Source organism: Chloroflexia bacterium SDU3-3 (genome assembly GCA_009268125.1).
Taxonomy (GTDB): domain Bacteria; phylum Chloroflexota; class Chloroflexia; order Chloroflexales; family Roseiflexaceae; genus SDU3-3.
On sequence record WBOU01000012.1, the window covers coordinates 38774 to 64953 of the forward strand.

At 63.6% G+C, this 26180-nt stretch carries 20 protein-coding genes and 1 CRISPR repeat array; of the genes, 17 read left to right on the top strand and 3 right to left on the bottom strand.

Features of this window, described 5'->3' with window-relative positions; translation table 11 throughout:
• Positions 1–5 precede the first annotated feature (5 nt).
• The 9 genes from F8S13_18735 (at position 6) to F8S13_18775 (ending at position 15095) form a co-directional block, all read left to right on the top strand.
• Positions 6–1004 carry a DevR family CRISPR-associated autoregulator gene (locus tag F8S13_18735; GenBank protein KAB8141444.1) on the top strand — a complete coding sequence of 333 codons (999 nt, stop codon included), beginning with the start codon at positions 6–8 and terminating at the stop codon, positions 1002–1004.
• Positions 1005–1013: 9 nt separating this feature from the next.
• Positions 1014–1745, top strand: coding sequence for a hypothetical protein (locus F8S13_18740; protein KAB8141445.1), 732 nt, complete (start codon positions 1014–1016; stop codon positions 1743–1745).
• A complete protein-coding gene (locus F8S13_18745; protein KAB8141446.1) occupies positions 1742–2725 on the top strand; it encodes a CRISPR system precrRNA processing endoribonuclease RAMP protein Cas6 in 984 nt (327 codons plus the stop codon). Before F8S13_18740 ends, F8S13_18745 begins: the two co-directional genes overlap by 4 nt.
• A 568-nt stretch (positions 2726–3293) precedes the next feature.
• Positions 3294–3683: a hypothetical protein gene (locus tag F8S13_18750; protein KAB8141447.1), complete on the top strand. Its 390-nt coding sequence runs from the start codon at positions 3294–3296 to the stop codon at positions 3681–3683.
• Positions 3684–3736: 53 nt separating this feature from the next.
• Positions 3737–4753, top strand: a complete 1017-nt coding sequence (gene cas1 / locus F8S13_18755) for a CRISPR-associated endonuclease Cas1 (protein ID KAB8141448.1) — start codon at positions 3737–3739, stop codon at positions 4751–4753.
• A 3-nt stretch (positions 4754–4756) separates the two neighbouring features.
• Positions 4757–5023: a CRISPR-associated endonuclease Cas2 gene (gene cas2, locus F8S13_18760; protein ID KAB8141449.1), complete on the top strand. Its 267-nt coding sequence runs from the start codon at positions 4757–4759 to the stop codon at positions 5021–5023.
• A complete protein-coding gene (cas4, locus tag F8S13_18765; GenBank protein KAB8141450.1) occupies positions 5016–5615 on the top strand; it encodes a CRISPR-associated protein Cas4 in 600 nt (199 codons plus the stop codon). The genes cas2 and cas4 overlap by 8 nt, the downstream gene beginning before the upstream one ends.
• A gap of 291 nt (positions 5616–5906) precedes the next feature.
• A CRISPR array of direct repeats spans positions 5907–13620; the repeat unit is 37 nt; unit sequence CTTCCCAACCCATCGGCTCACGATTGAGCACTGAAAT.
• An 81-nt stretch (positions 13621–13701) separates the two neighbouring features.
• Positions 13702–14655, top strand: coding sequence for an alpha/beta hydrolase (locus tag F8S13_18770; protein ID KAB8141451.1), 954 nt, complete (start codon positions 13702–13704; stop codon positions 14653–14655).
• A 137-nt stretch (positions 14656–14792) separates the two neighbouring features.
• A complete protein-coding gene (locus F8S13_18775; protein ID KAB8141452.1) occupies positions 14793–15095 on the top strand; it encodes a helix-turn-helix transcriptional regulator in 303 nt (100 codons plus the stop codon).
• Between the two features lie 47 nt (positions 15096–15142).
• Here F8S13_18775 and F8S13_18780 read toward each other — a convergent pair whose 3' ends face one another.
• Complete coding sequence (locus F8S13_18780; protein KAB8141453.1) at positions 15143–15580, bottom strand: ester cyclase; 438 nt, start codon at positions 15578–15580, stop codon at positions 15143–15145.
• Positions 15581–15889: 309 nt separating this feature from the next.
• Between F8S13_18780 and F8S13_18785 the strand changes: the two genes are divergently transcribed.
• Both F8S13_18785 and F8S13_18790 read left to right on the top strand, forming a co-directional pair.
• Positions 15890–16318 (top strand): MarR family transcriptional regulator, encoded by a 429-nt coding sequence (locus tag F8S13_18785; protein ID KAB8141454.1) that lies wholly within the window; start codon positions 15890–15892, stop codon positions 16316–16318.
• Positions 16299–17732 carry an MFS transporter gene (locus tag F8S13_18790; GenBank protein KAB8141455.1) on the top strand — a complete coding sequence of 478 codons (1434 nt, stop codon included), beginning with the start codon at positions 16299–16301 and terminating at the stop codon, positions 17730–17732. Before F8S13_18785 ends, F8S13_18790 begins: the two co-directional genes overlap by 20 nt.
• Positions 17733–17785: 53 nt before the next feature.
• Here F8S13_18790 and F8S13_18795 read toward each other — a convergent pair whose 3' ends face one another.
• Positions 17786–19450, bottom strand: coding sequence for a thymidylate synthase (locus F8S13_18795; protein ID KAB8141456.1), 1665 nt, complete (start codon positions 19448–19450; stop codon positions 17786–17788).
• 89 nt (positions 19451–19539) lie between these two features.
• Entirely contained in the window at positions 19540–19794 is a 255-nt protein-coding gene (locus F8S13_18800; protein KAB8141457.1) for a hypothetical protein, read from the bottom strand.
• A gap of 282 nt (positions 19795–20076) precedes the next feature.
• Here F8S13_18800 and F8S13_18805 point away from each other — a divergent pair, with 282 nt between their 5' ends.
• The 6 genes from F8S13_18805 to ilvN all read left to right on the top strand — a co-directional run bounded on the left by F8S13_18805 (position 20077) and on the right by ilvN (position 26157).
• Positions 20077–21627, top strand: a complete 1551-nt coding sequence (locus F8S13_18805; GenBank protein KAB8141458.1) for an acyl-CoA carboxylase subunit beta — start codon at positions 20077–20079, stop codon at positions 21625–21627.
• Positions 21628–21797: 170 nt separating this feature from the next.
• The gene (locus F8S13_18810; protein KAB8141459.1) at positions 21798–22256 is read left to right on the top strand and encodes an ATP-binding protein; all 459 of its coding nucleotides are present in this window, start codon (positions 21798–21800) and stop codon (positions 22254–22256) included.
• Positions 22257–22264: 8 nt separating this feature from the next.
• A complete protein-coding gene (locus tag F8S13_18815; protein ID KAB8141460.1) occupies positions 22265–22726 on the top strand; it encodes an ATP-binding protein in 462 nt (153 codons plus the stop codon).
• Positions 22727–22769: 43 nt separating this feature from the next.
• Entirely contained in the window at positions 22770–23132 is a 363-nt protein-coding gene (locus F8S13_18820; protein KAB8141559.1) for an STAS domain-containing protein, read from the top strand.
• A 687-nt stretch (positions 23133–23819) separates the two neighbouring features.
• Complete coding sequence (gene ilvB, locus F8S13_18825; protein KAB8141461.1) at positions 23820–25556, top strand: biosynthetic-type acetolactate synthase large subunit; 1737 nt, start codon at positions 23820–23822, stop codon at positions 25554–25556.
• A gap of 55 nt (positions 25557–25611) precedes the next feature.
• A complete protein-coding gene (ilvN, locus tag F8S13_18830) occupies positions 25612–26157 on the top strand; it encodes an acetolactate synthase small subunit (protein KAB8141462.1) in 546 nt (181 codons plus the stop codon).
• Positions 26158–26180 lie beyond the last annotated feature (23 nt).

Sequence of the window (26180 nt, forward strand, 5' to 3'; positions counted from 1 at the left end):
ATCCCATGAGCACACGCACGCTTGGCTCGCTCTCGATCAGCGCCGAGGCGATCATCGATCTGCACGCCCTGAACAATGAGGGCGGCGAGGGCAACCAGATCCAGACCCGCATGGTGGAGGTGGTGACCCGCGATACTGACGGCTCGCCGCGCGTGGAGAGCGTGAACGCCATCTCGGGCGATATGTTTAAGCACATCCAGGCCGACCACCTCTACCACATTGCGCAGGGCGATAGCGGCCTGCCGCTGTGCGCCGGGTGCGCCCGCTTCAACGCCAACCGCATTTCTAGCGACGAGAGCTTCCGCGCCTTCATCAACGGCGAGGACAAGAAGACCGCGCCCAATGCGGTGCAGGTGCTCGACCGGCTGCTCACCAGCTGCACCATCGACGATCTGGAGGGCAACCTGATCACCGAGGGCAAGCAGTCCACCCCGCGCAAGAGCGTGGTCGAGTTTGGCTGGGTGGTGGGCCGCCCCGACGCCACGCGCACCGGCCAGTACTTCCACGTGAAGTACAACCCCGCCCAGCGCGCCCAGGAGGATGACCGCTCCAGCAACCAGGGCCAGGCGATCTTCTACCGCCCGGCCAGCAGCGGCGTCTACGCGCTGGTGTGCCACCTGGAGCTAGGCCGGATCGGCTACAACGACATTAGCCAGCGCTACGCCATCGATGCCGAGCAGCAGCTGGCCCGCCACCAGGCCCTGCTGCGCAGCGTGCTCTACACCTTCATCCGCCCCAGCGGCGCGATGCGCAGCACCCAGCTGCCGCACCTAGTGGACATCCGCGGCGTGGTCTCGTGGAGCGCCGACAGCACGCCCGCGCCCACCTTCAGCGCTCTCAACCCCGATTTCGTCGACCAGAGCGAGCGGGTGATCGCGGCGCTCACGCGCGGTCAGCAGCAGCCTGCCTTGGCTTCAAAGCCCTTCAGCAGCTTCGCCGACCTCAGTGATGTGCTGGCCGAGCTGACCGAGACCAGCCGCCCGCTGCGCTACGCCGAGCGATAGGAGCGCGCCATGTGGATGATTGCCCGCTATCTCTCCACCAGCCTGTTCAGCCTGCGCCCCGCGCTGGCCACCGCCTCGGGCGCGCAGTCGCTGCTGGTGCCCACGGCCTACGCTATCAAGATGGCCCTGGCCGATGTGGCCTGCCGCCGCTACGGTGCGGCGGCGGGCGCGGCGTGGTGGCCGCAGATCCAGGCGCTCCAGGTGGCGCTGGATGTGCCGCCGGTGCTGGTGCTCAACAAGACCTTCATCAAGATCCAGCGGCCCACCCGCCTGAAGAAGAGCGACGAGCAGGAGGTGGCCGCCGCCAAGGCCGAGGGCGTTTTCCCAATGGGGCCGACCATCGCCTTCCGCGAGTTCGTGCAGTTTGGCGGCGAGCTGGGGGTGGCGCTGGGCGGCGCTGCCGACCTGCCGCTGGCCGAGCTGCTGCCGCAGATCAACTACTTCGGCAAGCGCGGCAGCTTCTTCCAGATCCAGGATCTGCCAGCACAGGCCGATGCGCTCGATGGCCGCTGGACGCCTATCAGCCAGCCGAGCGCCAGCTTCCCCCGCAATGGCACGCTGCAGGTGCTGGATGACTGCGGCCCGGGCCTGTCGTGGGAGCACGTCAACGTGTTTACCACCAAGTCGATCGGTCTGGGCGGGAAAGACCGCCTGCTGCACACCGTGGTGCTGCCCTACGAGCTGCGCCGCAGCAGCTATCGCTACACGCTCTACCAGCGGATCGCGCAGGAGGAGCCATGACTCTTACCACCTACCACCTGGAGTTTCGCGCCGTGGCCCGCACGCCGCTGGAGCTGGATGACCAGGCCGGGTCGCAGCTGCGCGGCGCGCTGGTGGGGGCGCTCTGGCAGCGCTTCTGCGCCAACCACCAGGCCCGCACCTGCGCCGAGTGCCCGCTGGCGGCGGCCTGCCCGGTGGCCGCGCTGATCGCCCCTATGCGCGCCGAGGGCGAGCCGGGCGGCGACCAGCGGCCCCGGCCCTACGTCACCCGCCCGCCCCAGGGCGGGCGCTACCGCCCCGGCGACCCGCTGGCCTTCGGGCTGGCGCTGTTCGGCCCCGCCGCCCAGCTCTTCCCCTACGTGGTGATGGCCGCGCAGGGCGTGGAGCAGAGCGGCCTGGGCCGACCGCTGGCGGCCAACGGCGGGCGGCGCGGCCTGATCCAGATCGACGAGATCGCGGCGGTCAGCCCGCTGGATGGGGCGCGGCAGCCGCTGCTGGCCAAGGGCGCGGGCATGGTGGCCAGCCCAGGCCTCGCGGTGGCGGCGGCGGATGTGGCGGCCTTCGCGGCCACGCTGCCCGCCCACGCGCTCACGCTCCAGTTCCTCACGCCGCTGCGCCTGATCGACGGCAAGCAGCTGGTCAAGCGCATCGCGCTGCGCCCGCTGGTGCAGCGCCTGATGCGGCGGCTCGACGACCTGTCGATCGCCTATGGCGCGGGGCCGCTGGGCCTCGACTTCCGCGCGCTGCTGGATGTGGCCGAGCGCGCGGTGGTGATTGAGGACCGCACCCGCTGGGTGGATGTGGCCAGCTACTCGGCGCGGCAGGGTGGCCGCACGCCGATCGGCGGGCTGGTGGGCCAGGCCACCTTCGCGGGCGACCTTGCCCCGCTGCGCGAGCTGCTGGTGTGGGGCAGTCTGGTCCACATCGGCAAGAACGCGGTGAAGGGCGACGGCTGCTACCGCATCCTGGCCGACCAGCGGGCCTTGGCCGCCGCCCACTAGCGGGCGGCGCTGCACCTTAACAACTTGCCTATTCTTTTTACCACGAAGGCGCGAAGGCGGGAGAACCGTTTACCACCAAGAAACCAAGGCACTAAAGAACAAGAAGGCTTGAACGTGTGTGGACCACCCCACCCACCTGGCCCATGCGGCGAAGGTGCCGCTCGTGCCAGCTGGCCATATGCACGAATACCAGCAGCCAGTTTGCAGCATAGGAACGCCCAACATTGGGGGTTCCAAGGGGGCGATGCCCCCTGGCGGGGTTCCGAGGGGCTGGCCCCTCGGCGCCGCCCGCGCAGGGCATCCACCCACCGAACACGTACCACCGCCATGGCTGATAGGAAATACCTCAAAAAAAGAGACCATGTGAGGGGCAACGCCCCCTGGTGGGGTTCCGAGGGGCTGGCCCCTCGGCGCCGCCCGCGCAGGGCATCCACCCACCGAACACGAGGAACCGTTTCGTATGAAGGCGCGAAGGAGGAATGTGCAGCAAGATGCCAAGGGAGGAAAGAATGGCTTGGCCGCTATTTCCGCTGCTCTTCAACCTGTTCATTGCTAATAGCTGGTATTCTTGGTGATTAAGCTTCCGGTGATGGTGATTAAGCTTCCGGCGATGGTGATTAAGCTTCCGGCGATGGTGATTAAGCTTCCGGCGATGGTGATTAAGCTTCCGGCGATGGTGATTAAGCTTCCGGCGATGGTGATTAAGCTTCCGGCGATGGTGATTAAGCTTCCGGTGATGGTGATTAAGCTTCCGGCGATGGTGATGTCCGTTATTCAAAAAGATCCTAGCGTTTTTTGCGATAGCCGGAAAGATCGCGCGGATGCGCGAAAGCAAACCGCAGAAACCCTGCTATCGCAGATCATCCCAGCGGGCTGCTCCCCCGCCGACACGGCCCCACCCGCAGCGGCCCGGCCCCGCCCAGCGCGACGGCCTGCTTTTCCCCCATCCGGCTCCTGACCTTCGGCGCAGGGTTGCGCACGGCCTCCGGCCAACATACAAAGGAGCAAGCGATGTACCTGATCGTCGAGCAGCGCGGCGCGTTCGTGGCCAAGCACCAGGGGCGGCTGCGCGTGACCAAAGACAAGGAGCGGCTGGCCGAGGTGCCGCTGATGCACCTGGAGCAGGTGCTGATCTGTAGCGACGGCGTGGCCCTGAGCAGCGACGTGGTGCGGATCTGCGCCGAGGAGGGCATCCCGCTGCACTTCCTGAACGGGCGCGACGGCAACGACTACGGCACCCTGTTCGCCAGCGGCCTCACCGGCATGGCGCTCACCAAGCGCGCCCAGCTGCGCGCCTACGAGGATGCGCGCGGCCTGGCGCTGGCCAAGGCCTTCGCGCGCGGCAAGATCCAGAGCCAGGCCAACATGCTGCGCTACGCCGCCAAGTACCGCCGCGAGAGCGACCCCGCCGCGCACGCCGCGCTCACCGCCGCCGCCGCCGAGGTGCTCGACACCCTGCCCGCGCTCGACCGCGTGGCGGGCGTGGTGGATGAGGCCACCCGCTCGGCGGTGATGGGGGCCGAGGGCCGCGCGGCGGCGCGCTACTGGGCCGCCGTGGCCCAGCTCATCCCACCCGAGCTGGCCTGGCCCGGGCGCGAAACCCAGGGCGCGACCGACCGCTTCAACCAGGCCCTCAACTACGGCTACGCCGTGCTGCGCGCCCAGGTGCGCGTGGCCCTGCTGCTGGCCGGGCTAGAGCCGAACGCGGGCTTCCTGCACGCCGACCGCCCCGGCAAGCCCAGCCTCAGCCTCGACCTGATCGAGGAGTTCCGCCAGCCGGTGGTGGACCGCACCCTGATCGGGCTGGTGAACCGTGGCGCGGAGCTGGCCCAGCAGGAGGATGGCGGGCTGGACGCGGCCACCCGCCGCCGGATCGCCGAGAAGGTGCTGGAGCGGATGGACAGCAGCGAGCTGTTCGAGGCCAAGCGCCAGCCGCTGCGCCACATCCTGCAGCTGCAGGCGCGGCATATCGCCACCTACGTGCGCGGCGAGCGGGGCGAGTACGCGCCGTTCGTGATGGGGTGGTGAGCCATGCGCTGCCTGCTGATCTACGACATCCCGCACGACGGCCTGCGGCAGAAGGTGGCCGACGCCTGCCTCGACTTCGGCCTGCAGCGCGTGCAGTACAGCGCCTTCCTGGGCGACCTCTCGCGCACGCACCAGCGCGCGCTGTTCCGCGAGATCCAGCGGCGGCTGGGGCGCGGCGCGGCCAACGTGCAGCTCTTCCCGCTGGATGATGCCAGCTGGCAGGCCCGCCGCGTGATCGCCCAGGTTGGGCAGGGGGGCGGCGATGCCTGACATGCTGTGCGAGGTGACCGACCTGAAGCAGTGGAGCTACTGCGCGCGCGTGGTGTTCTACCGCTACTGCATGCCGGATGTGCGCCCGGTCACGGCGCTGATGCGCAGCGGCATCGAGCGCCACCGCGAGGAGGCCACCCGCGAGGAGCGGCGCTCGCTGCGCACCTACGGCCTGTCCGAGGGCGAGCGCCACTACGATCTGGCGCTGCGCTCCGAGTCGCTGGGCCTGAGCGGGCGGCTCGACCTGGCCATCGCCGCGCCGGGGCGAGATGCGCCGGGGGCCGAGGCGCTGGTGGTGGAGTACAAGGACAGCGAGGATGTGCTGCGGCCCCACTTCGCGCTCCAGCTGGCCGCCTACGCGCTGCTGCTGGAGGAGGCCTGGGGGCTGCCGGTGCGGCGCGGCTTCCTCTACAGCATCCCGCTGCGCAAGGCCGAGCCGGTGGCTGTCACGCGGACGCTGCGCGAGAAGGCGCGGCAGGCGGCGCTGGCCATGCGCGCGGCCATCGACGGCGAGCAGACCCCGCCGCCGCCCAAGCGCCGCAGCCCCTGCGTCAGCTGCGAGTTCCGCCGCTTCTGCAACGACGTGGTCTGAGAGGGGCAGAAAGCGCCGCTGTGGCGGGGCGGCTCGCAAACCGCCGCCGTCGCGCCGTTTTATATGGGAGAGCGCTGCGGGCTGTCGGCCTTTCTGCGCAGCTTTACCGCGTGGGGATGGCCGATAGCCTAGCTCGCAACTTGACACGGTTTTGGCGCAAAAGGTGAGTTTCGGAGAGAGGGGAAAAGAAGGCCGTTGATCGTTTGGTGCCGACCTGCTAGAATGGGCCAGGAGCGGCGATCCGGCCCATTTCCGACCTCATCTGTGCCTTGGCCACGAAGAAAAGGCTGGCTTCCCAACCCATCGGCTCACGATTGAGCACTGAAATAGCAACCCCGCCACGGCGGGCTGGGTCGCGCTCACCCTTCCCAACCCATCGGCTCACGATTGAGCACTGAAATCGAAAAAGGGAAAATGCGACAAAGCGTTCTTTTATTTCTTCCCAACCCATCGGCTCACGATTGAGCACTGAAATGGCGGCTACGTCGACGACCTCGACAACCTGGACGACTTCCCAACCCATCGGCTCACGATTGAGCACTGAAATACCGGGGCCACGGCCACATGGAGCCGCGCCTCTGGCTTCCCAACCCATCGGCTCACGATTGAGCACTGAAATTGCGGCAGGACGTGCGGCACATCGGAGATCGGATATCTTCCCAACCCATCGGCTCACGATTGAGCACTGAAATAGCGATCTGGTAGCGGTACTTTTTAATGAGATCGACTTCCCAACCCATCGGCTCACGATTGAGCACTGAAATACTTGCGACTCAGATCCACCCAGCGCTGCGCCGACTTCCCAACCCATCGGCTCACGATTGAGCACTGAAATGCGCTGTGTTGATCAGTCCTTGGCGATGCTGGGATTCTTCCCAACCCATCGGCTCACGATTGAGCACTGAAATTCGTGCTGGTGGGATACGCGCCAGAGTACGACGGCGTCTTCCCAACCCATCGGCTCACGATTGAGCACTGAAATACGCCAGCCGCCAGGCCGCTGGCAAGAACCAAAGACTTCCCAACCCATCGGCTCACGATTGAGCACTGAAATTCGACCGTGGGGGCGATGTGCGTGTACCCGAGGACTTCCCAACCCATCGGCTCACGATTGAGCACTGAAATGGCCAGCATGCCTATCCGAGTCCAATACCGGATCACTTCCCAACCCATCGGCTCACGATTGAGCACTGAAATAGCTGGCCGCTGGCCACGTGCTCCACGCGAGCGGCTTCCCAACCCATCGGCTCACGATTGAGCACTGAAATATGTGGGGGTGATCCGGTTCCCCTGGGGGTCAAACCCTTCCCAACCCATCGGCTCACGATTGAGCACTGAAATAGGTATGATAAATGGATAGAGGAAACACGCGAGGATAACTTCCCAACCCATCGGCTCACGATTGAGCACTGAAATAGGGCTGCCGCGTGGCGAAGGCGAACCGCTGCTGTCTTCCCAACCCATCGGCTCACGATTGAGCACTGAAATCGCTTCAGCTTGCCCCACACGCGGAGGCCGACAGCTTCCCAACCCATCGGCTCACGATTGAGCACTGAAATGGCAGACCGATGCAGACGAGCGGCGGCTGCGCATCGCTTCCCAACCCATCGGCTCACGATTGAGCACTGAAATAGCCTGGCCGAGACGCGCCAGGAGCTGTTCGAGAGCTTCCCAACCCATCGGCTCACGATTGAGCACTGAAATATGAAGACAAGACCGTTCTCTGTTTCTGCAACATCTTCCCAACCCATCGGCTCACGATTGAGCACTGAAATACACGACCCCATCGCCGAACAGGCAGTTATCGGCCTTCCCAACCCATCGGCTCACGATTGAGCACTGAAATTTCCTCGAAGAGCTGCTGCTCGCGCCCTGCGAGGGCTTCCCAACCCATCGGCTCACGATTGAGCACTGAAATTTGGCGGCGCAGCACCTCCGCCACCACCGGTATCTCCTTCCCAACCCATCGGCTCACGATTGAGCACTGAAATAGCGCTGGCCAGGGCCTTTGTCGTCGCAGCGTGGGCCTTCCCAACCCATCGGCTCACGATTGAGCACTGAAATATGGGCTTGGGCGCTGGGTCATCCTGTGCGGGCGGCTCTTCCCAACCCATCGGCTCACGATTGAGCACTGAAATCGCGCCGAATCGCGAACGATCCGGCTAGGTCGGGTCCTTCCCAACCCATCGGCTCACGATTGAGCACTGAAATTCGGCTCCGTCGACCACATAGCGCTCGACCGTGCGGACTTCCCAACCCATCGGCTCACGATTGAGCACTGAAATGCCGAGGGCGCGGGGCCGGGCGCGGGCAACGGGTCGCTTCCCAACCCATCGGCTCACGATTGAGCACTGAAATACACACTACCTGAACCTGATGGGGTCGATCACTCCCACTTCCCAACCCATCGGCTCACGATTGAGCACTGAAATTGGCCCTGGCCCCAGACAGCCGCGCCATCTCGCTGCCTTCCCAACCCATCGGCTCACGATTGAGCACTGAAATCTCGAAGGTGCTCTCGGGCGAGCGGGATGGCGTGTACTTCCCAACCCATCGGCTCACGATTGAGCACTGAAATAGCACAGGGAATATGTATAGGCGGATTGGGGCGCTACTTCCCAACCCATCGGCTCACGATTGAGCACTGAAATTGATGTTGAGCTTCCGGTTTGGCTTCACATTCGGGCTTCCCAACCCATCGGCTCACGATTGAGCACTGAAATGAGCAGCGGCCCGATGGGTCGCCGCTGCAGGTCGGCTTCCCAACCCATCGGCTCACGATTGAGCACTGAAATCCCGGATTCCAGAGAACCAACGGTGCGTCGGGGCCATACTTCCCAACCCATCGGCTCACGATTGAGCACTGAAATAGGCTGCGCAGATCAGCGGGGTCGGTGGCGAGGTCTTCCCAACCCATCGGCTCACGATTGAGCACTGAAATCGGCTGGCCAGACAGCGGGCTTGCTGGGCGGGCTGGCTTCCCAACCCATCGGCTCACGATTGAGCACTGAAATTGATACCGAAGGCAGAGGCAGACCGGCTGTACCAACTTCCCAACCCATCGGCTCACGATTGAGCACTGAAATTCCTCCATCACGTTGTCAATGATGACCGGGATGCGCCTTCCCAACCCATCGGCTCACGATTGAGCACTGAAATACGGCGGAGGATGGCCAGATGCCCGACGAGGTGCCCGCTTCCCAACCCATCGGCTCACGATTGAGCACTGAAATCTAGTGGCGAAGGCTGGCGCGGCCCAGCCCTACGCCCTTCCCAACCCATCGGCTCACGATTGAGCACTGAAATAGGCCGACATCGCCAAGCTGGAGGCGCAGCTTAACTTCCCAACCCATCGGCTCACGATTGAGCACTGAAATCTTGGCATTTTGTCGCTTGGCCCGCCCGTGATCATACTTCCCAACCCATCGGCTCACGATTGAGCACTGAAATGCATGGGCAGCGCCTGCGGCCTAGCCATCGAGCTCTTCCCAACCCATCGGCTCACGATTGAGCACTGAAATTTCCACTGTGATGCGAATGGATCGGCGCGTGTAACCCTTCCCAACCCATCGGCTCACGATTGAGCACTGAAATATGTTCACCGTGAGCGCGACAAGTCAGGCCCGAGCGCTTCCCAACCCATCGGCTCACGATTGAGCACTGAAATGCCGCGACGGCACCGGCGTTCACTCGCAGCCGACCTTCCCAACCCATCGGCTCACGATTGAGCACTGAAATGACAACGCGACGATATAGGCACGCCGCTCCCAACGTCTTCCCAACCCATCGGCTCACGATTGAGCACTGAAATCGGCCACGCCAGCGAGCCAGGCACTCAGCACCGCCGCTTCCCAACCCATCGGCTCACGATTGAGCACTGAAATTTGCTGCTGCCGTACTTGCCCACGCGTCGCTCGCCTTCCCAACCCATCGGCTCACGATTGAGCACTGAAATAGCGGCGGCGCTGCGACTCTTTGCGGTGCGCCGAGAGCTTCCCAACCCATCGGCTCACGATTGAGCACTGAAATTGCTGGGTGATCGCGCTTTCCATGTCGTTAAAGGCTTCCCAACCCATCGGCTCACGATTGAGCACTGAAATAGAAGTGGCGCGGCATGCGCTCGCTTCGTACCTCGCTTCCCAACCCATCGGCTCACGATTGAGCACTGAAATAGGTGATCCACGCGGTGGTCTCATCGACGAACGCCTTCCCAACCCATCGGCTCACGATTGAGCACTGAAATTCGTATAGGCCACACGCTGCCGCTTCAGTTCGGCGCCTTCCCAACCCATCGGCTCACGATTGAGCACTGAAATGGTGCTGCTCACCGGCATGGTCTTCTGTGCGCATTCTTCCCAACCCATCGGCTCACGATTGAGCACTGAAATTCACCAAGACCATGGTGGATGAGCTGATCCACAACATCTTCCCAACCCATCGGCTCACGATTGAGCACTGAAATGCTCTCGGCCAGCAGCTGCGAGAGGGCCACCTCGTCTTCCCAACCCATCGGCTCACGATTGAGCACTGAAATAGGGCGCTCTCGGCGCTCAGATGGGCCACGACCTCGCTTCCCAACCCATCGGCTCACGATTGAGCACTGAAATTCATCTTGTCATCTGTCTCGCACATCTTCACAATCCTTCCCAACCCATCGGCTCACGATTGAGCACTGAAATAGGCGAGTTCGTACCTTATCGACCCAACTGCGTATGCTTCCCAACCCATCGGCTCACGATTGAGCACTGAAATTCAGCATCGCTCACATTTGGTAGCGGCTCTGCAGATACTTCCCAACCCATCGGCTCACGATTGAGCACTGAAATCTGCAGGCTTTCAGCGCGTGGCGCTATGGCCGCGGGCTTCCCAACCCATCGGCTCACGATTGAGCACTGAAATTACGACGCTTTCAAGGCGGCGGCGGGTAGAAGAGCTTCCCAACCCATCGGCTCACGATTGAGCACTGAAATATCGTTTGTGCAAATGATACAGGCCTAGACTGGCTTCCCAACCCATCGGCTCACGATTGAGCACTGAAATGGCGATCTCCAGCGCCAGGGCCTCGGCGTGGTCGTCCTTCCCAACCCATCGGCTCACGATTGAGCACTGAAATATGGCGACTCGGCGTAGGCAGGCAGCGAGACAAGAGTGCTTCCCAACCCATCGGCTCACGATTGAGCACTGAAATCGCTGGGCCAGCCGCATCACGCTGGAGATCGTCGACGTCTTCCCAACCCATCGGCTCACGATTGAGCACTGAAATGAGGAGGAAAACGACCATGGCAGCAACGCAGACCGCTTCCCAACCCATCGGCTCACGATTGAGCACTGAAATAGCACGGCGGCCCGCTGGGCGGCGGTCGGCTGCTGTGCTTCCCAACCCATCGGCTCACGATTGAGCACTGAAATGCCGTAGCCTATCTCGGTCGGCCCGCTCGGGCTATCTTCCCAACCCATCGGCTCACGATTGAGCACTGAAATGCACCGAGGTCGAGCAGATGCGCACCTACTGGGCTTCCCAACCCATCGGCTCACGATTGAGCACTGAAATGACTGGGCATCGGGGTCAACGGCAGCGGCGCGCGCTTCCCAACCCATCGGCTCACGATTGAGCACTGAAATTTGTGTCGCGTGATGAAGCGGAGGGGTTCTACCGTGCTTCCCAACCCATCGGCTCACGATTGAGCACTGAAATACCCAGCAGCCACGATCTGATCAAATACATCTTCCCTTCCCAACCCATCGGCTCACGATTGAGCACTGAAATTGCGCGAGAAGCGCGGCAAGTGGGCGGCGTATGAGCTTCCCAACCCATCGGCTCACGATTGAGCACTGAAATAGATGATCACCGCACCGCCGCCATGGCGCTTGATCGCTTCCCAACCCATCGGCTCACGATTGAGCACTGAAATTCGACCGCATCTTCACCGCCGCTCAGAAGCTGAGCCTTCCCAACCCATCGGCTCACGATTGAGCACTGAAATTCCGCCTGCTGGCCCAGGCATACACCGCGCGGCGGCTTCCCAACCCATCGGCTCACGATTGAGCACTGAAATCGCAAGAGCTATGTGCAGAGACGGGGTGGGATAGCTTCCCAACCCATCGGCTCACGATTGAGCACTGAAATATTTTCGCGCTGATCTGATCAAGCGAGCCAAGAACTTCCCAACCCATCGGCTCACGATTGAGCACTGAAATACGGCGACCGCTCCCGCGCCCACGACCGTCGCCGCCTTCCCAACCCATCGGCTCACGATTGAGCACTGAAATAGTGGGCCACGGGCCTGCAGACCATGAAGCGCAAGCTTCCCAACCCATCGGCTCACGATTGAGCACTGAAATTACGCATGCGGCTTCGGCGTGAACAAGCTGCGCAACTTCCCAACCCATCGGCTCACGATTGAGCACTGAAATAAGCAGCAGAGGTGGCCGAGGCTGCGCGGCAGGCTGACTTCCCAACCCATCGGCTCACGATTGAGCACTGAAATTCATTTTGTGATCTACTTTCTGTCCCAGAAGATGACTTCCCAACCCATCGGCTCACGATTGAGCACTGAAATTGTGATATCTATATTGCTAACGATTGGGGTATCACTTCCCAACCCATCGGCTCACGATTGAGCACTGAAATTATGATGCTTTCAAGGCCGCGTCAGGGCGTAGAGACTTCCCAACCCATCGGCTCACGATTGAGCACTGAAATAGCCAATTGATCAGGCCCGCGCTGTGGGCGATGCCCTTCCCAACCCATCGGCTCACGATTGAGCACTGAAATGTGGTACCAACCACGGGCGTTGTGACCGGCAGAGAGCTTCCCAACCCATCGGCTCACGATTGAGCACTGAAATATGATAAACTGCCAGGCCGCCGACAGGATCGCGCCGCTTCCCAACCCATCGGCTCACGATTGAGCACTGAAATGCCAGGATCGGCGATGTGCTTGGCTAGCTTGATCCCTTCCCAACCCATCGGCTCACGATTGAGCACTGAAATGCCAAGGGCCAGCCGCGCCGCCTAAACCTCACGACTTCCCAACCCATCGGCTCACGATTGAGCACTGAAATTTCTTCAGCTTGCCCCACACGCGGAGGCCGACAGCGACTTCCCAACCCATCGGCTCACGATTGAGCACTGAAATATGGCGCCACAGCCACGCCGCTCGTCGAAACCCAGCTTCCCAACCCATCGGCTCACGATTGAGCACTGAAATGATGGTCACGCCGTAGCGCTCCTCTAGCTCGCGCGTGCTTCCCAACCCATCGGCTCACGATTGAGCACTGAAATCTGGTTTCCTCCAAGATGCGCAGCACCTGGTCGTGCTTCCCAACCCATCGGCTCACGATTGAGCACTGAAATAGGGCGGGCCTGTGGCGCTCGCGGCACGGGCGCTGGCTTCCCAACCCATCGGCTCACGATTGAGCACTGAAATTTGGCGTAGTCGATGCTGACGACCGTGAACGGGTAGCTTCCCAACCCATCGGCTCACGATTGAGCAGTGAAATATGTTTCTGAACATATTCAGATCAGCGTCGGCCCCTTCTTCCCAACCCATCGGCTCACGATTGAGCACTGAAATTCGGGTTGCTGGGGCTGGGGCTGGGGTGCAGGCGCTTCCCAACCCATCGGCTCACGATTGAGCACTGAAATGCCACCGCGTAGAACGCCAACCGGATCAGCTGACTTCCCAACCCATCGGCTCACGATTGAGCACTGAAATAGATCGTAGCAATGGCATGATCAAGCGTATCGGCACTTCCCAACCCATCGGCTCACGATTGAGCACTGAAATGGTTTTTGCCGGGCGATGCATAATGCCTCCTTCGCTTCCCAACCCATCGGCTCACGATTGAGCACTGAAATGCTCGGCGTCGACCTGATCGTGTGGGACGCGGCGCTCTTCCCAACCCATCGGCTCACGATTGAGCACTGAAATTGTTTTCTGTTTCTCAGCAGGGGGGCAGGGCCACTCTTCCCAACCCATCGGCTCACGATTGAGCACTGAAACCGCCTTGCGTACGATCCCATGCCGCGCCGCGTTTGCTATACTCTACGGTACCGTGCCCTCCCATAGCCAAGGTGTACCTGTATGAACAGCCGAGATCTGCTCGACCCCGAGCTGGCACCTATCCTTGATATTCTCCCCGTGGCCCAGCTCACGGCGGAGTCTCTGCCCGCCATCCGCGCGGCCAGCGCCGCCATGCTTGGCAGCATCCCCGTGCCCGATTTCCCCGGCCTGAGCGTGGGCGAGCGGCTGGTGCCCGGCCCCGAGGGTGCCCCCGATGTGCGCGTGCTGGTCTACCGCCCCGAGCAACATGCAGCGCCCACCGCCGGGCTGCTCTGGGTGCACGGCGGCGGCTATGTGAGCGGCAGCGCCGATGCCGAGGACATCCGCGCGCGGGCCATGGCGGCGGCGCTGGGCTGCGTGCTGGTGTCGGTCGACTACCGCCTGGCTCCCGAGGTGCCCCACCCCGGCCCGCTGGAGGACTGCTACGCCGCGCTGCGCTGGCTGCACGCCAGCGCAGCCGACCTGGGCGTCGACCCGGCGCGGCTGGCCGTGGGCGGCGGCAGCGCTGGCGGCGGTCTGGCCGCCGCGCTCGCGCTGCTGGCCCGCGACCGGGGCGAGGTGCCGCTGGTCTTTCAGTGCCTGCTCGCGCCCATGATCGATGACCGCACGGTGACGCTCGACCCGCCGCACCCCTACACGGGCGAGTTCATCTGGACGCGGGAGGCCAACCGCTTCGGCTGGGCCGCGCTGCTGGGCCGCGAGCCGGGCGGCCAGGGCGTGTCGCCCTACGCGGCGGCGGCCCGCGCCGAGGATCTGGCCGGGCTGCCCGCCGCATTCATCGCGGTTGGGGCGCTCGACCTGTTCCTTGAGGAGAATATGGAGTATGCGCGGCGTCTGACCCGCGCCGGTGTGCCCGTGGAGCTGCACGTCTACCCCGGCGTCTACCACGGCTTCCAGATGGTGCAGCAGGCCCAGGCGACCAAGGCCGCCGAGCGTGACCAGTTCAGCGCGCTGCGGCGGGCGCTGGGGCTCTAGCCGCTGCTGCTTTTTTAAACTGACGAGGCCTGCGGCTCATTGCCGCAGGCCTCGTTTGGCATGCGCAGGCGAGCCCGCACCCTCGGGTGGTGGGGCGCTCGCGGTGGTTGAGGGTGTAGGTTGCCGATAAGTGGACGATGATTGTGCTAGAGGTGCTGATCGAGCATGGTGAGCTATGGTTCAGCCGCCTGACTGAGTTTGTTACGGGCATCAGCCAGAAGATGCTGACCAAGACCCTGCGTCAGGTGGAGCGCGATAGGTTGCTGATCCGCACGGTTCATCCGGTCATCCCGCCGCATGTTGAGTATCGCCTAACAGAGTTGGGCGAGAGCCTGGCCGAGGCGTTCTGCGGGGTGTGGGCCGCCCAGCACCACGCCGAGGTCGCGCGGGCGCGGCGTCGTTTCGATGCCCGCGGCGGCCACGCGCCAGCAGATTCGTGAGCTGGCCGGTAGCCGCCGTGCAAGCCGCACCCTGGCGGCATGGGCTGCTACTTGCGGCTGCCCGCATTGCGCTGCAGCTGCAGTTCTAGCCCGGCGCGGTCGATCTGGATCCAGTACTCGGCGATCCGCCCGTTCTCCACGCGGTAGACGGCGCTGGCGATCTCGATCACCGGCAGCCCGGTCGGAGCGTAGCCGTCGACCTCGCCCAGGTGCGCGCCGGTCTGCTGCCAGCGCACATACACCCGGTCGCCCTCGGCGATGCACTCGGTTATCTCAAGCGTGAACGGGCCATAGGCCGCCAGCATCTCGCGCACATGCGCGGCGTACATGGCGGGGGTGCGCTGCACGGTCATGGGCTGCTCGGCGGTCATCTGGTGCGCGAGAACGTGCTCGGCCATATAGTGCTGCACCTGGTCAAGCTGCCTGCCAGATCGGATGTTGGCAAAAAAGCCGAGCACCAGCTCTTTTGGTGTTTGCGGTGACATAACGCTCCCCTTGGTATTCCCTTTTCAGGCTGAAAAGTATATCCGATTTTTTACCACCAAGACTTCAAGACTCTAAGGGAACACGGGAGTGAATAGCCACAACGGCTCGAAGACGCCAGAAAAGTGTGACAAAACCTTCGAGCCTTCGTGGCTTTGTGGTACAGAATTTCCGGTAGGTCGAGAACGCATAGCCCCTGGGCACTTGGTGTGGCTGTGCTTGCCATCCGAGTGGATGGGGTGTATACTAAATATATGCGTGCGCACGCATGTATTTAGCTGGTAGCGCGCTGCCAGAAAAGGAGCACCACGATGGATGCCTACTCGCAGCTTTTCGATCTGATCGCCGCGCTGGCCCGCCGCCGCTATACGGTGGCCGAGCGTTCCTTCGCCACGCTGGGCCTGAACCACACCGAGGCCCGGCTGCTGCGCCTGCTCGCCCAGGCGGGCGACTCGGCCACCCAGGATTCGCTGGCCCAGCAGCTCTTCATCGACCGCAGCAATGCGGGCAGGGCGCTCAAGGCGCTGGAGCACAAGGGCTACATTGCGCGGCAGAAAGATCTGGCCGATAAGCGGGCAAATGTCGTGTGCCTCACTGAAAAGGGCGCGGCCATGGTGATCGAGATCGTGCGGTTGCGCGAAACCATCGCTCAGGCCTTCTTTGGCGATTTGAGCGCCGAAGATGCGGCGCGGGCAGTTGAGATCTTGGAAAGGCTGGCCTATGACGAACCAAACATATGAGGCGCAGGGCACCCAGCCCACTCTCGAGCATACCCGCGCCACTGGCGTCGGGCGCTGGCCGCTGGCCAGCCTAGCGCTGTGCATGCTTCTGCCGTCGCTTGGCTCTAGCGTGGTGAATGTGGCGCTGCCACTGCTGGCGCGCTCGTTTGGCGCACCCTTCGCGGCGGTGCAGTGGGTGGTGCTCTCCTACCTAGTGGCCACCACCTCGCTGCTGGTGGGGGCCGGGCGGCTGGGCGACATGCTGGGCCGCCGTCGGCTGCTGCTGGGGGGCGTCGCTCTGTTCACCGTGGCGTCGGCGCTGTGCGGGGCCGCCCCCACGCTGTGGCTGCTGATCGCGGCGCGTGCGTTCCAGGGTATCGGCGCGGCAGTCATGCTGGCGCTAGTGATGGCCCAGGTGGGTGAGCATGTGCCGCCGGAGCACGTGGGCCGGGCCATGGGCCTGCTGGCCACCATGTCGGCGGTGGGCACAGCGCTTGGCCCCTCGCTTGGCGGCGCGCTGGCCGCATGGGCTGGCTGGCGGGCAATCTTCTTGCTGAATACGCTTTTGGGCGCGTTGGTCTTCTCGCTGGTCTGGCGGTTTCTCGCGGCGGATGGTGGGGAGAAGCGGGGGCAGCCGTTCAGCTTCGATCTGTGGGGCACGGCGCTGCTGGCGGCGCTGCTAGCCTGCTATGCGCTGGCAGTGTCGATTCGCGCTGCCCCGATGCTTAATGTTAGCCTGTTGGTGGCGACTGTGCTTGGTCTTGCGCTGTTTGTGGTGGTGGAGCGGCGTGCGCCTGTACCGATTATAAAGTTAGGCATGCTGCGTGATCTTCGCCTGGGCATCAGCCTTGGCCTGAGCCTGCTGGTCAACACCGTGCTGATGACCACGCTGGTGGTCGGGCCGTTCTACCTAGCTGGCGGCCTTGGCCTACCCACGCCTGCGGTCGGCCTGGCCATGTCGGTGGGGCCGGTGGTCGCGGCGCTGTCGGGCGTGCCTGCAGGCTCCATGGTAGATCGCCTGGGCGCGCAGCGCACCATGACCCTGGGGCTGATCGGCATCGTGCTGGGGGCGGTGCTGCTGGCGCTGTTCCCGCTATCGTCCGGCCTTGCGGGCTACCTCGCGCCGCTGGCTGCGATCACCTCCGGGTTCGCACTTTTTCAGGCCGCCAATAATACGGCGGTGATGGCGAGCGCCCAGCGCGAGCAGCGCGGCGTGGTCTCGGGCATGCTCAATCTCTCGCGCAACCTGGGCCTGATCACGGGCACATCGGTGATGGGCGCGCTGTTCGCGTTTGCCTCTGGCGCTGCCGATGTGGCGCTCGCGCCGCCGAGTGCGGTGTCGCAGGGCATGCGTGCCACCTTCGCTCTCGCGGCAGCGGCGCTGGCGGCGGCGCTGCTTGGCTCGCTGCTGCTGCGCCGTACAAGCTCGATCTAGGCCGCCTGCTGCCGCCTGGCGCGGGGCAGCCAGCCCCGCGCCAGGTCTATCGGCTAGGCATTCTGGGCGTCGATCTTGGCATCCAGCCTGCGCTCGGCGTCTAGGCGCTCCAGATCGTAGGTGTTAAGGTCGACAAAGCGCATGCCCTCGGCCAGCGTCGGGTGCACCTGCTCGATCAGGCGGTAGATCTCCTGCGCGATCGCGCGGTAGGTCGGGTGGCCCTGCGGCGAGGCCCGCAGCTCGGTCAGGTGGTAGGCCTCGCGCAGGTTTAGCGTTACCCGCCAGCGCACACGGAAGGCCAGCGGCACCGCATACTGCGCCGCGCTCGGCAGCGCCGCGCGGATGGCCTCGAAGCTCTCGGCGGCGGAGGCCAGCGCGCGGTCGTAGGCCCCGGCCAGCCGCGCGTCGATCAGCTCGGCGGGTGTGGTGAAGCCGTGCAGCGTGGTGTAGCCCTGGCGCTCCTGCGAGAGCATGCGGTGCCGCTGCAGGTCGCGGTAGGCCCCCAGGTCGGCCAAGATGTCGAAGGTGTAGCTGGCCTCCTCGAAGGCGCGGCCAGGGCGGTGGAAGCGGTTCTCGCGCCGACCCACATACGCCTGCACGATACCGCGCAGCTCGTCCTCTCCCAGCTGGCTGGCCATGGCCTGGGCCTCATCAAGCGGCATGTCGAGGTGCGGGTAGAGGATGGAGGCCGCCACGCGCGCCACGGCGTCGTGGTCGTGGCGCACCAGCGTCACCAGCGACTCGGTGGCGATCGCTACCGGCTTGGCGTAGGCGGTGGCCAGCTCTTGGATACGCTCGCGGTTGGCCCGCAGGTAGCGCTGGTAGGCCTCGCCGCGCTCGTTCTTGGCCCGCTTCACAAACGAAGGGATGAGCGAGTTCAAGGCCTCGTACATCTGGTCGGCGATGGTGTGCAGCTCGGCGTGCTCGGTGGCGTAGAGCTTGGTGAGCAGGTACTCGAAGGCTCGCCCGTTGCCAAACAGCCCCACGTTGGTGTAGGTGGCCATCGGCAGCAGACCGCGCAGCAGGTCGAAGGCCTTGGCGCGGGTGGCGCTGTTGTAGGCCCGCTCGGATGTCTGGCTGTCGCGCGGGGTGCGCTCGCGAACCCAGGCGATCGTCGGCTCCAGCAGCGCGCCGTAGGTGTCGAACAGGCCATCCATGGCCGTGGTGTACAGCTCCTCTAGGCCGTGCTGGGCCAGCTCGGCGGGGCGGTGGTAGCGGTAGCGCCCATCGACCTTGCGGTTGAACACCACGTAGCGCGTGGATTTCTCCAGCGGGCTAAGCCCGATCCGGCTCTCCTCCAGCGCCTTGGCGGCGATGTTGCTCACGCCCTCGCAGGCCAGGTGCGCCCCGCCCAGCTCGGCCACCGAGTCGTCGCCGTAGCCGATCAGCACGCGGTCGTAGAAGGCCTCGGCCTGCTGCACCGCCACCACCTGCTCGGCCCCGTTGGATGCCGCGCTGCCCACGATCTGGGCGAACCCCGACTCGGGTGCCTGAATAAACTCATCCAGCAGGATGCGGCGCAGGCTCTTGTCGGTGCGGCTGTAGCGCGAGAATAGCGCGCCCTTCACCACCTCGGGCAGGTTGCGCAGCCCGAAGATCGGCGCGTCGACATCGGTCACAAAGGGCGCAAGCAGCGCTCGCTCTTCTGGGGTGAAGTGGTCGCCCCAGGGGTCGTTTGTGTTGGTCACGTGGGTTCCTGTCTGTTTTTTAAGCCCCATACTATACCATCATAATGGCTGCATCCAGCAGCAAAACGCCCCTGCCGTGTGAGGGCAGGGGCGTTTTGCCTGACGGAAGCTGGATCTGCCTAGCGCCTGCTGCGGGCGAGCAGAAATGCCACGCCTGCTGCGGCGAAGGCCATCTGGAAGGGGTAGCGCCGCGCCAGCGCGGCCAGATCGTTGGCGAAGCTGGTGTGCTGGGAGTGGGTGGGCGCGGCCAGGGACACCGGCCCAAGCGCCTCGGCGGCGCGCAGCAGCGAGCGCTCATCCAGTATCATCGGCGGCGGATCGTGCACAGGCGTGGTCAGCATGGTCTCAAGCAGCTCATGTTCTCGCTCGGTCATGTCGGCACCTCCTTTATTCAGTCGCTACGGTCAGAAAAGCAGGTTACATACCAGGGCTGCCAGACCTATCGCCCCGCGCAAGAAACTAGGAGGCGGGTTGGTATTTGTGCTCTTAGCGTCTTGGTGGTAAATGCTTCTTTTCCCCTCGTGCCTTCGCGCCTTCGTGGTATTTGCCCTCTTGGCGTCTTGGCGTCTTGGTGGTAGACGCTTCTCCTGCGGGGGAGCGCGCCGTTTCTGTGGTACACTGCCCTTCCCAGAGCGATTTTGGCAGTGAGGAAAGCTGTGAAGACAACCCAAGAGCGAATCGATGATCTGCGCCGCCGCCGTGCGCAGCTGGCCGAGGGCAACCCCGCCGCCGCTCAGAAGCAGCGTGAGCGCGGCAAGCTCACGGCCCGCGAGCGCATAGATGCCCTGCTCGACCCCGGCTCGTTTGTCGAGCTGGATGCCTTTGCCGTGCACCGCTCGGTGGCATTCGGGCTGGAGAGCAACAGGCCGCTGGGCGATGGCGTGATCACAGGCCATGGCACCATCGACGGGCGGGCGGTCTGCGTGTTCGCCCAAGATTTCACCGTGTTTGGTGGCTCGCTGGGCGAGGTGTTCGCCGAGAAGATCTGCAAGGTGATGGATCTGGCCCTGCGCATGGGGGTGCCGATCATCGGCCTGAACGACTCCGGCGGCGCGCGTATTCAGGAGGGCGTGGTCAGCCTGGGCGGCTACGCCGAGATCTTCTACCGCAACGTGATGGCCTCGGGCGTTATCCCCCAGATCTCGCTGATCGCCGGGCCGTGCGCAGGTGGCGCGGTCTACTCGCCTGCCATGACCGACTTCATCCTCATGGTCAAGCAGACATCCCAGATGTTCATCACCGGCCCCGATGTGATCAAAACCGTGACCAACGAGGATGTGGGCTTCGAGGAGCTTGGCGGCGCGATGACCCACAACCAGCGCTCGGGTGTGGCCCACTTCGCCGCCGAGGACGAGGCCGACGCCTTCGAGCAGCTGCGCGCGCTGCTCTCGTATCTGCCGCTCAACAACCTAGATGAGCCGCCCTACATCGCCCCCGCCGATGACCCCGATCGCATGGAGGCCTCGCTGCAGGGCCTCATCCCCGACAGCAGCCGCAAGCCCTACGACATGCACGCCGTGCTCACCGCCGTGCTCGACCACGAGAGCTTCTTCGAGGTGCAGCCCTTCTTTGCCCGCAACATCATCTGCGGCTTCGCGCGGCTCGATGGCTTCCCGGTGGGTGTGGTGGCCAACCAGCCGATGCACCTAGCTGGCGTGCTCGATATTGACTCCTCGGTGAAGGCCGCCCGCTTCGTGCGCTTCTGCGACGCCTTCAACATCCCGCTGCTCACCTTTGTGGATGTGCCCGGCTTCCTGCCCGGCACCCAGCAGGAGTACGGCGGCATTATCCGCCACGGGGCCAAGCTGCTCTACGCCTACTGCGAGGCCACCGTGCCCAAGCTCACCGTGATCACCCGCAAGGCCTACGGCGGCGCGTACGACGTGATGTCCTCCAAGCACATTCGCGCCGACTTCAACTTTGCCTGGCCCACCGCCGAGATCGCAGTGATGGGCGTGGACGCGGCGGTCAAGATCATCTTCCGTAAGGAGCTGGCCCAGGCCGACGACCCGGACGCCCGCCAGGCCGAGCTGGTTGAGGATTACCAGAACCGTTTTGCCAACCCCTACAGCGCCGCCGAGCGCGGCTACATCGATGCCGTGATCGAGCCGCATGAGACCCGCCCAGCCCTGATCAAGGCGCTGCGCCTGGCCCGCACCAAACGCCAGAGCCTGCGGCCCCGCAAGCATGGCAACATCCCGCTGTAGGCATGGATAGCGGTCTTTTTTAGGCTAAAACCTAACGAAATGCTGATAGTTGTCATCGAATCTCAATCTCTGTACCTATTGCGCGGCTGCCATCAGGATGATAATATGAAGGCAGATCGCCGACGGTGTCCGAAAGGGGTTTGCGTGGCGAGATCACGAGTAGCGAAAGCATGACAGTGTCAAACAACGAAACTGGGTCAGCCGAACGCGTGATTGAGCTGCGACTTCCGAGCCGACTCGGGTACGAGAAAGTCGCCATGGATACCGCTGCGTCACTCGCGCGGCGCATGGGGTTTACCGGCGATCGGGTCGAGTCGCTACGCACCGCCGTAGCCGAGGCCGTGACCAATGCGATCGAGCATGGCAACGCCCATGAGCTAGATACCAAGGTATCGGTGGTGCTGACGCTGCGCGCCGATGAGCTCATCATCGATGTGGGCGACCAGGGTCGCAAGCAGCTCGATGCCGACAAGACCACCTCTATACCGCGGATCGAAGACGCGCTCGACCGCCTCGACAAGGGCGGCTGGGGCATCTGGCTGATCCGCGAGCTTATGGATGAAGTAGAGTTTAGTACCGGCCCCAGCGGGGGAAATCAGATCCGCATGGTCATTCACCTCGAACAGTAAGATAGCACATGGAAACATCCTCCCTCCAGCCTTCACTTGAGCTTTCTATCCCCAGCGAGTTTGGGTATGAGAAAATTGCGCGCGAAGCAGTGGCCGCCTTTGCGCGTCGCCTTGGGTTCGACTGTGAGCGGATCGAGGATCTTAAAACAGCGCTAGGTGAGGCCTGCATCAATGCCATCGAGCATGGCAACCAGCGTGGCTCCGGGCTGCGGGTCAGCGTGTCGTGCGTGGTCAATGAGAGCGCCCTGCTGATCGATGTGCAGGATCAGGGGGTTCAGCGCTTTCAGGGATGTGGCGCGCCAGCGACTATCGACAGCAAGCTCGATGGTGCTGCGCCATACCGTGGTATGGGCCTCATGCTCATCCGCGAGCTGGTTGACGAGGCGGAATTTGTTGATACCCCAAATGGTGGGAATCGGTTTCGGCTGATGCTGCGCCGCGCGCGCGCGGTGGCCTCAGCCGCTGTTTGATGCTGCCCCAACCTACCACGAGGCAAGGAGTGTACATAACATGATGCTTGAAGATGAGCTGAGCGTAAGCATCCGCCACCGTGACGGTGTGGCGATCATTGATCTGGTCGGCGATGTGACCACCTTCGCCGAGGAAAAGATCACCAGCGCCTACAACCAAGTGAGCAGCGAGGGCGCAAAGCAGATTCTGCTCAACTTCCGGCAGAACGACTACATCAACAGCGCCGGGATCGCTATTCTGATCGGTGTGGTCACCGAGGTCAACCGCCACGGCCAAAAGCTGGCGGTCAGCGGCCTCTCGCAGCACTTCCAGAAGATCTTCCGCATGGTGGGGCTGGCGCAGTACGCCGAGATCTACCAGGATGAGGAAGAGGCCGTGCGCGGCTTTGTGGCCGCCACCGCCTAGCTCGGCTGTCGGCACGAGAAATCTTCGCCTGTGCCGTAGCGCCTTGCTACAAGCATCTATGCTACAGACTGTAGCAGCGCGCTAGCGGCGGCTGGCCAGCAGCGAGTGCCAGCCAGAGCGATGTACATAAGCCCCCCCGATCGCTCGGGCGGGGCCTTTTGTTGCCAAGATCTGGCCCAAAACCAGTGCCTCTGCGTTCTGTGGCGGCTGGGTCGTGAAGCGTGGGCTTTCTGCACCTCGTGTCTTGATGGTAAAAGAATCTGCGCCCTTGACAGCACCCTATGATGTATGGTATCCTCACACCAGTTTAGAAAACAGAGATAGAAGACATCAATGTTCCGCAGCGCTTTCAGCATTATTATTAGCCTCCTACTAGTAGTCCTTATCCATAAGGGCTTACTTGCGTGCGGGGGCGATGCAAGCTAAGCGAAGCGAACCCGAGATGCGAATGAAGCCCCCCCGGTCACGGGTGGGGCGTTTTGTTTGTAACGGCCCATCACACCAAGCCCCGCTGCCAGCGCTGGCAGCACCACCCGCCGCTTGAGCGGCCACGAGCAACGACGCTCGCCCATCCTGCCGTAAGTCGATACGAAATCGCCCCGCGTGGGGCCAAGCCAGCCACACAAGATCGCTGAGGGGTTGAGCGACCCCCAGTAGGCTTTGCTGTTGCCAAAATTCGGAGGAGCTATGTCGGAACAGAGAACGGGCGCGCAGATCATGTGCGAGGCACTCATCCGCGAGGGTGTTGAGGTGATGTTCGGTATCCCTGGCGGCGCGATCATGCCCTTCTACCACGCGATGTGGGAGTACAAAGACCAGCTGCATCACGTGCTGGTGCGGCACGAGCAGGGCGGCGGCCACGCGGCAGAGGGCTACGCCCGCTCGACCGGGCGGCTGGGCGTGTGCATCGGCACCTCGGGGCCGGGCGCCACCAACCTGGTGACGGCGATCAGCGACGCGATGATGGACTCGACCCCGCTGCTGGCGATCACTGGGCAGGTCTACAGCAGCCTGCTGGGCAAGGATGCCTTCCAGGAGACCGATATCGTGGGCATCACGATGCCGGTGACCAAGCACAACTACCTGGTGAAGGACGTGAATGAGATCGCCTATGTCCTCAAAGAGGCGATCTACCTGGCCACCACGGGCCGCCCCGGCCCGGTGCTGGTGGACATCACCAAGGACGCGATGCAGGCCCGCACCATCCCCAACTGGGACACCAAGCTCAAGCTCCCCGGCTACAAGCCCAACTACCAAGGCAACCAGCGCCAGATCCGCGATGCGGTGAACCTGCTGATGAGCGCCGAGAAGCCGCTGATCATGGCCGGCAACGGCGTGATCATGGGCAACGCCACCGGCGAGCTGCTGGCCTTCGCCGAGCGCACCGGCATCCCCGTCATCACCACGCTGCACGGTATCGGCGCGATCCCCGAGGATCACCCGCTGGCGATCGGCATGCCTGGCATGCACGGCTGGGTGCACGTGAACCGCGCCATCCAGGACTGCGACGTGCTGCTGAACATTGGCAGCCGCTTCGACGACCGCGTGACCGGCAAAGTTAGCACGTTCGCCCCCAAGGCCAAGGTCATCCACGTGGATATCGACCCCTCGGAGATCGGCAAGAACGTGAAGGTCACCATCCCGATCGTGGGCGATGCGCGGCAGGTGCTGACCGCGATGGCGGGCGAGCTGGCCAGCCGGGCCGACCTGGGCAATCTCCAGGGCAAGGCCAGCGACTGGATGGAGCACATCCGCGAGATGCAGCACAAGCACCAGCCCAAGCAGCAGTACCACAGCCGCCCGAAGACCAAGGAGCTGATGCCGCACGACGTGTACGCGGGCCTCTCGGCGGCGCTGAACGCACGCGGCAAGTACCGGCTGGTCTCGGATGTGGGCCAGCACCAGATGTGGGCGGCGCAGCTGATCGACTACCGCCACGGGCCGCGCACCCACATCACCTCGGGCGGCGCGGGCACCATGGGCTTCGCGGTGCCTGCGGCGCTGGGCGTCGCTATGGCCCACCCGGATGAGACGGTCTGGGCGGTCTGCGGCGACGGCGGCTTCCAGATGATGAACCAGGAGATGATCACCTTTATCCAAGAGGGCGTGAAGAACGTCAAGGTGGTGATCATCAACAACGGCTACCTGGGCATGGTGCGCCAGTGGCAGGAGCTGTTCGAGGGGCGGCGCTACAGCGGCACGCCGATGGTCTCGCCCGACTTTGTGAAGCTGGCCGAGGCCTACGGCTGGAAGGGCCTGCGGGTGGATCACGTGAACGATGTGGCCGGGGCGATCGAGGAGGCCTACGCCACCGATGGCCCGGTGCTGATCGAGTTCCGCGTCGAGCAGGAGGTGAACGTGTTCCCGATGGTGCCGCAGGGTGTCAGCATCGGCGAGACGATCACCGACATCCCGAAGGCCTAGCGGCTACCGCGCGGGGGCGGCCAGCGCCGCCCCGCTCACTGAAAGAGACACAGACGTGAACAAGCATACCATTGTGGCCCTGATGCAAGATAAGCCCGGCGCACTGAACCGTACGGTGAGCCTGTTCCGGCGGCGCGGCTTCAATATCGAGAGCCTCTCGGTCGGCCACACCGAGACCGAGGGGGTCAGCCGCATGACCATGGTCGTGGAGTCGGCGGATGTCGAGCAGGTGGTCAAGCAGCTCTACCGCCTGATCGAGGTACTGAAGGTGAGCGATGTCACCGCCGACCCGACGGTTGAGCGCGAGATGGTGGTGGTGAAGATCCACGCGCCCAGCGAAAAGCGCGCCGAGATTGTGGCACTGTCCGAGGTTTTTGGCGCTAAAATTGTCGATGTTGGCGCGAGCACCATGATCCTTGAGATGACCGGCGCACCCTCCAAGGTCGAGAACTTTGTTGATGTCATCCGGCCCTTTGGCGTGAAGGAGATGATGCGCACCGGGCGGATCGCCATGGTGCGCGGCGCTCGCGGGCATGGCGCTCAGGCGTATGAGAACGCCGAGAATGGCCATGTCGCCGAGCCGTCGGCTGCGCTCAACTAGGCCGCTTCCTTTTCTTTTGCTCT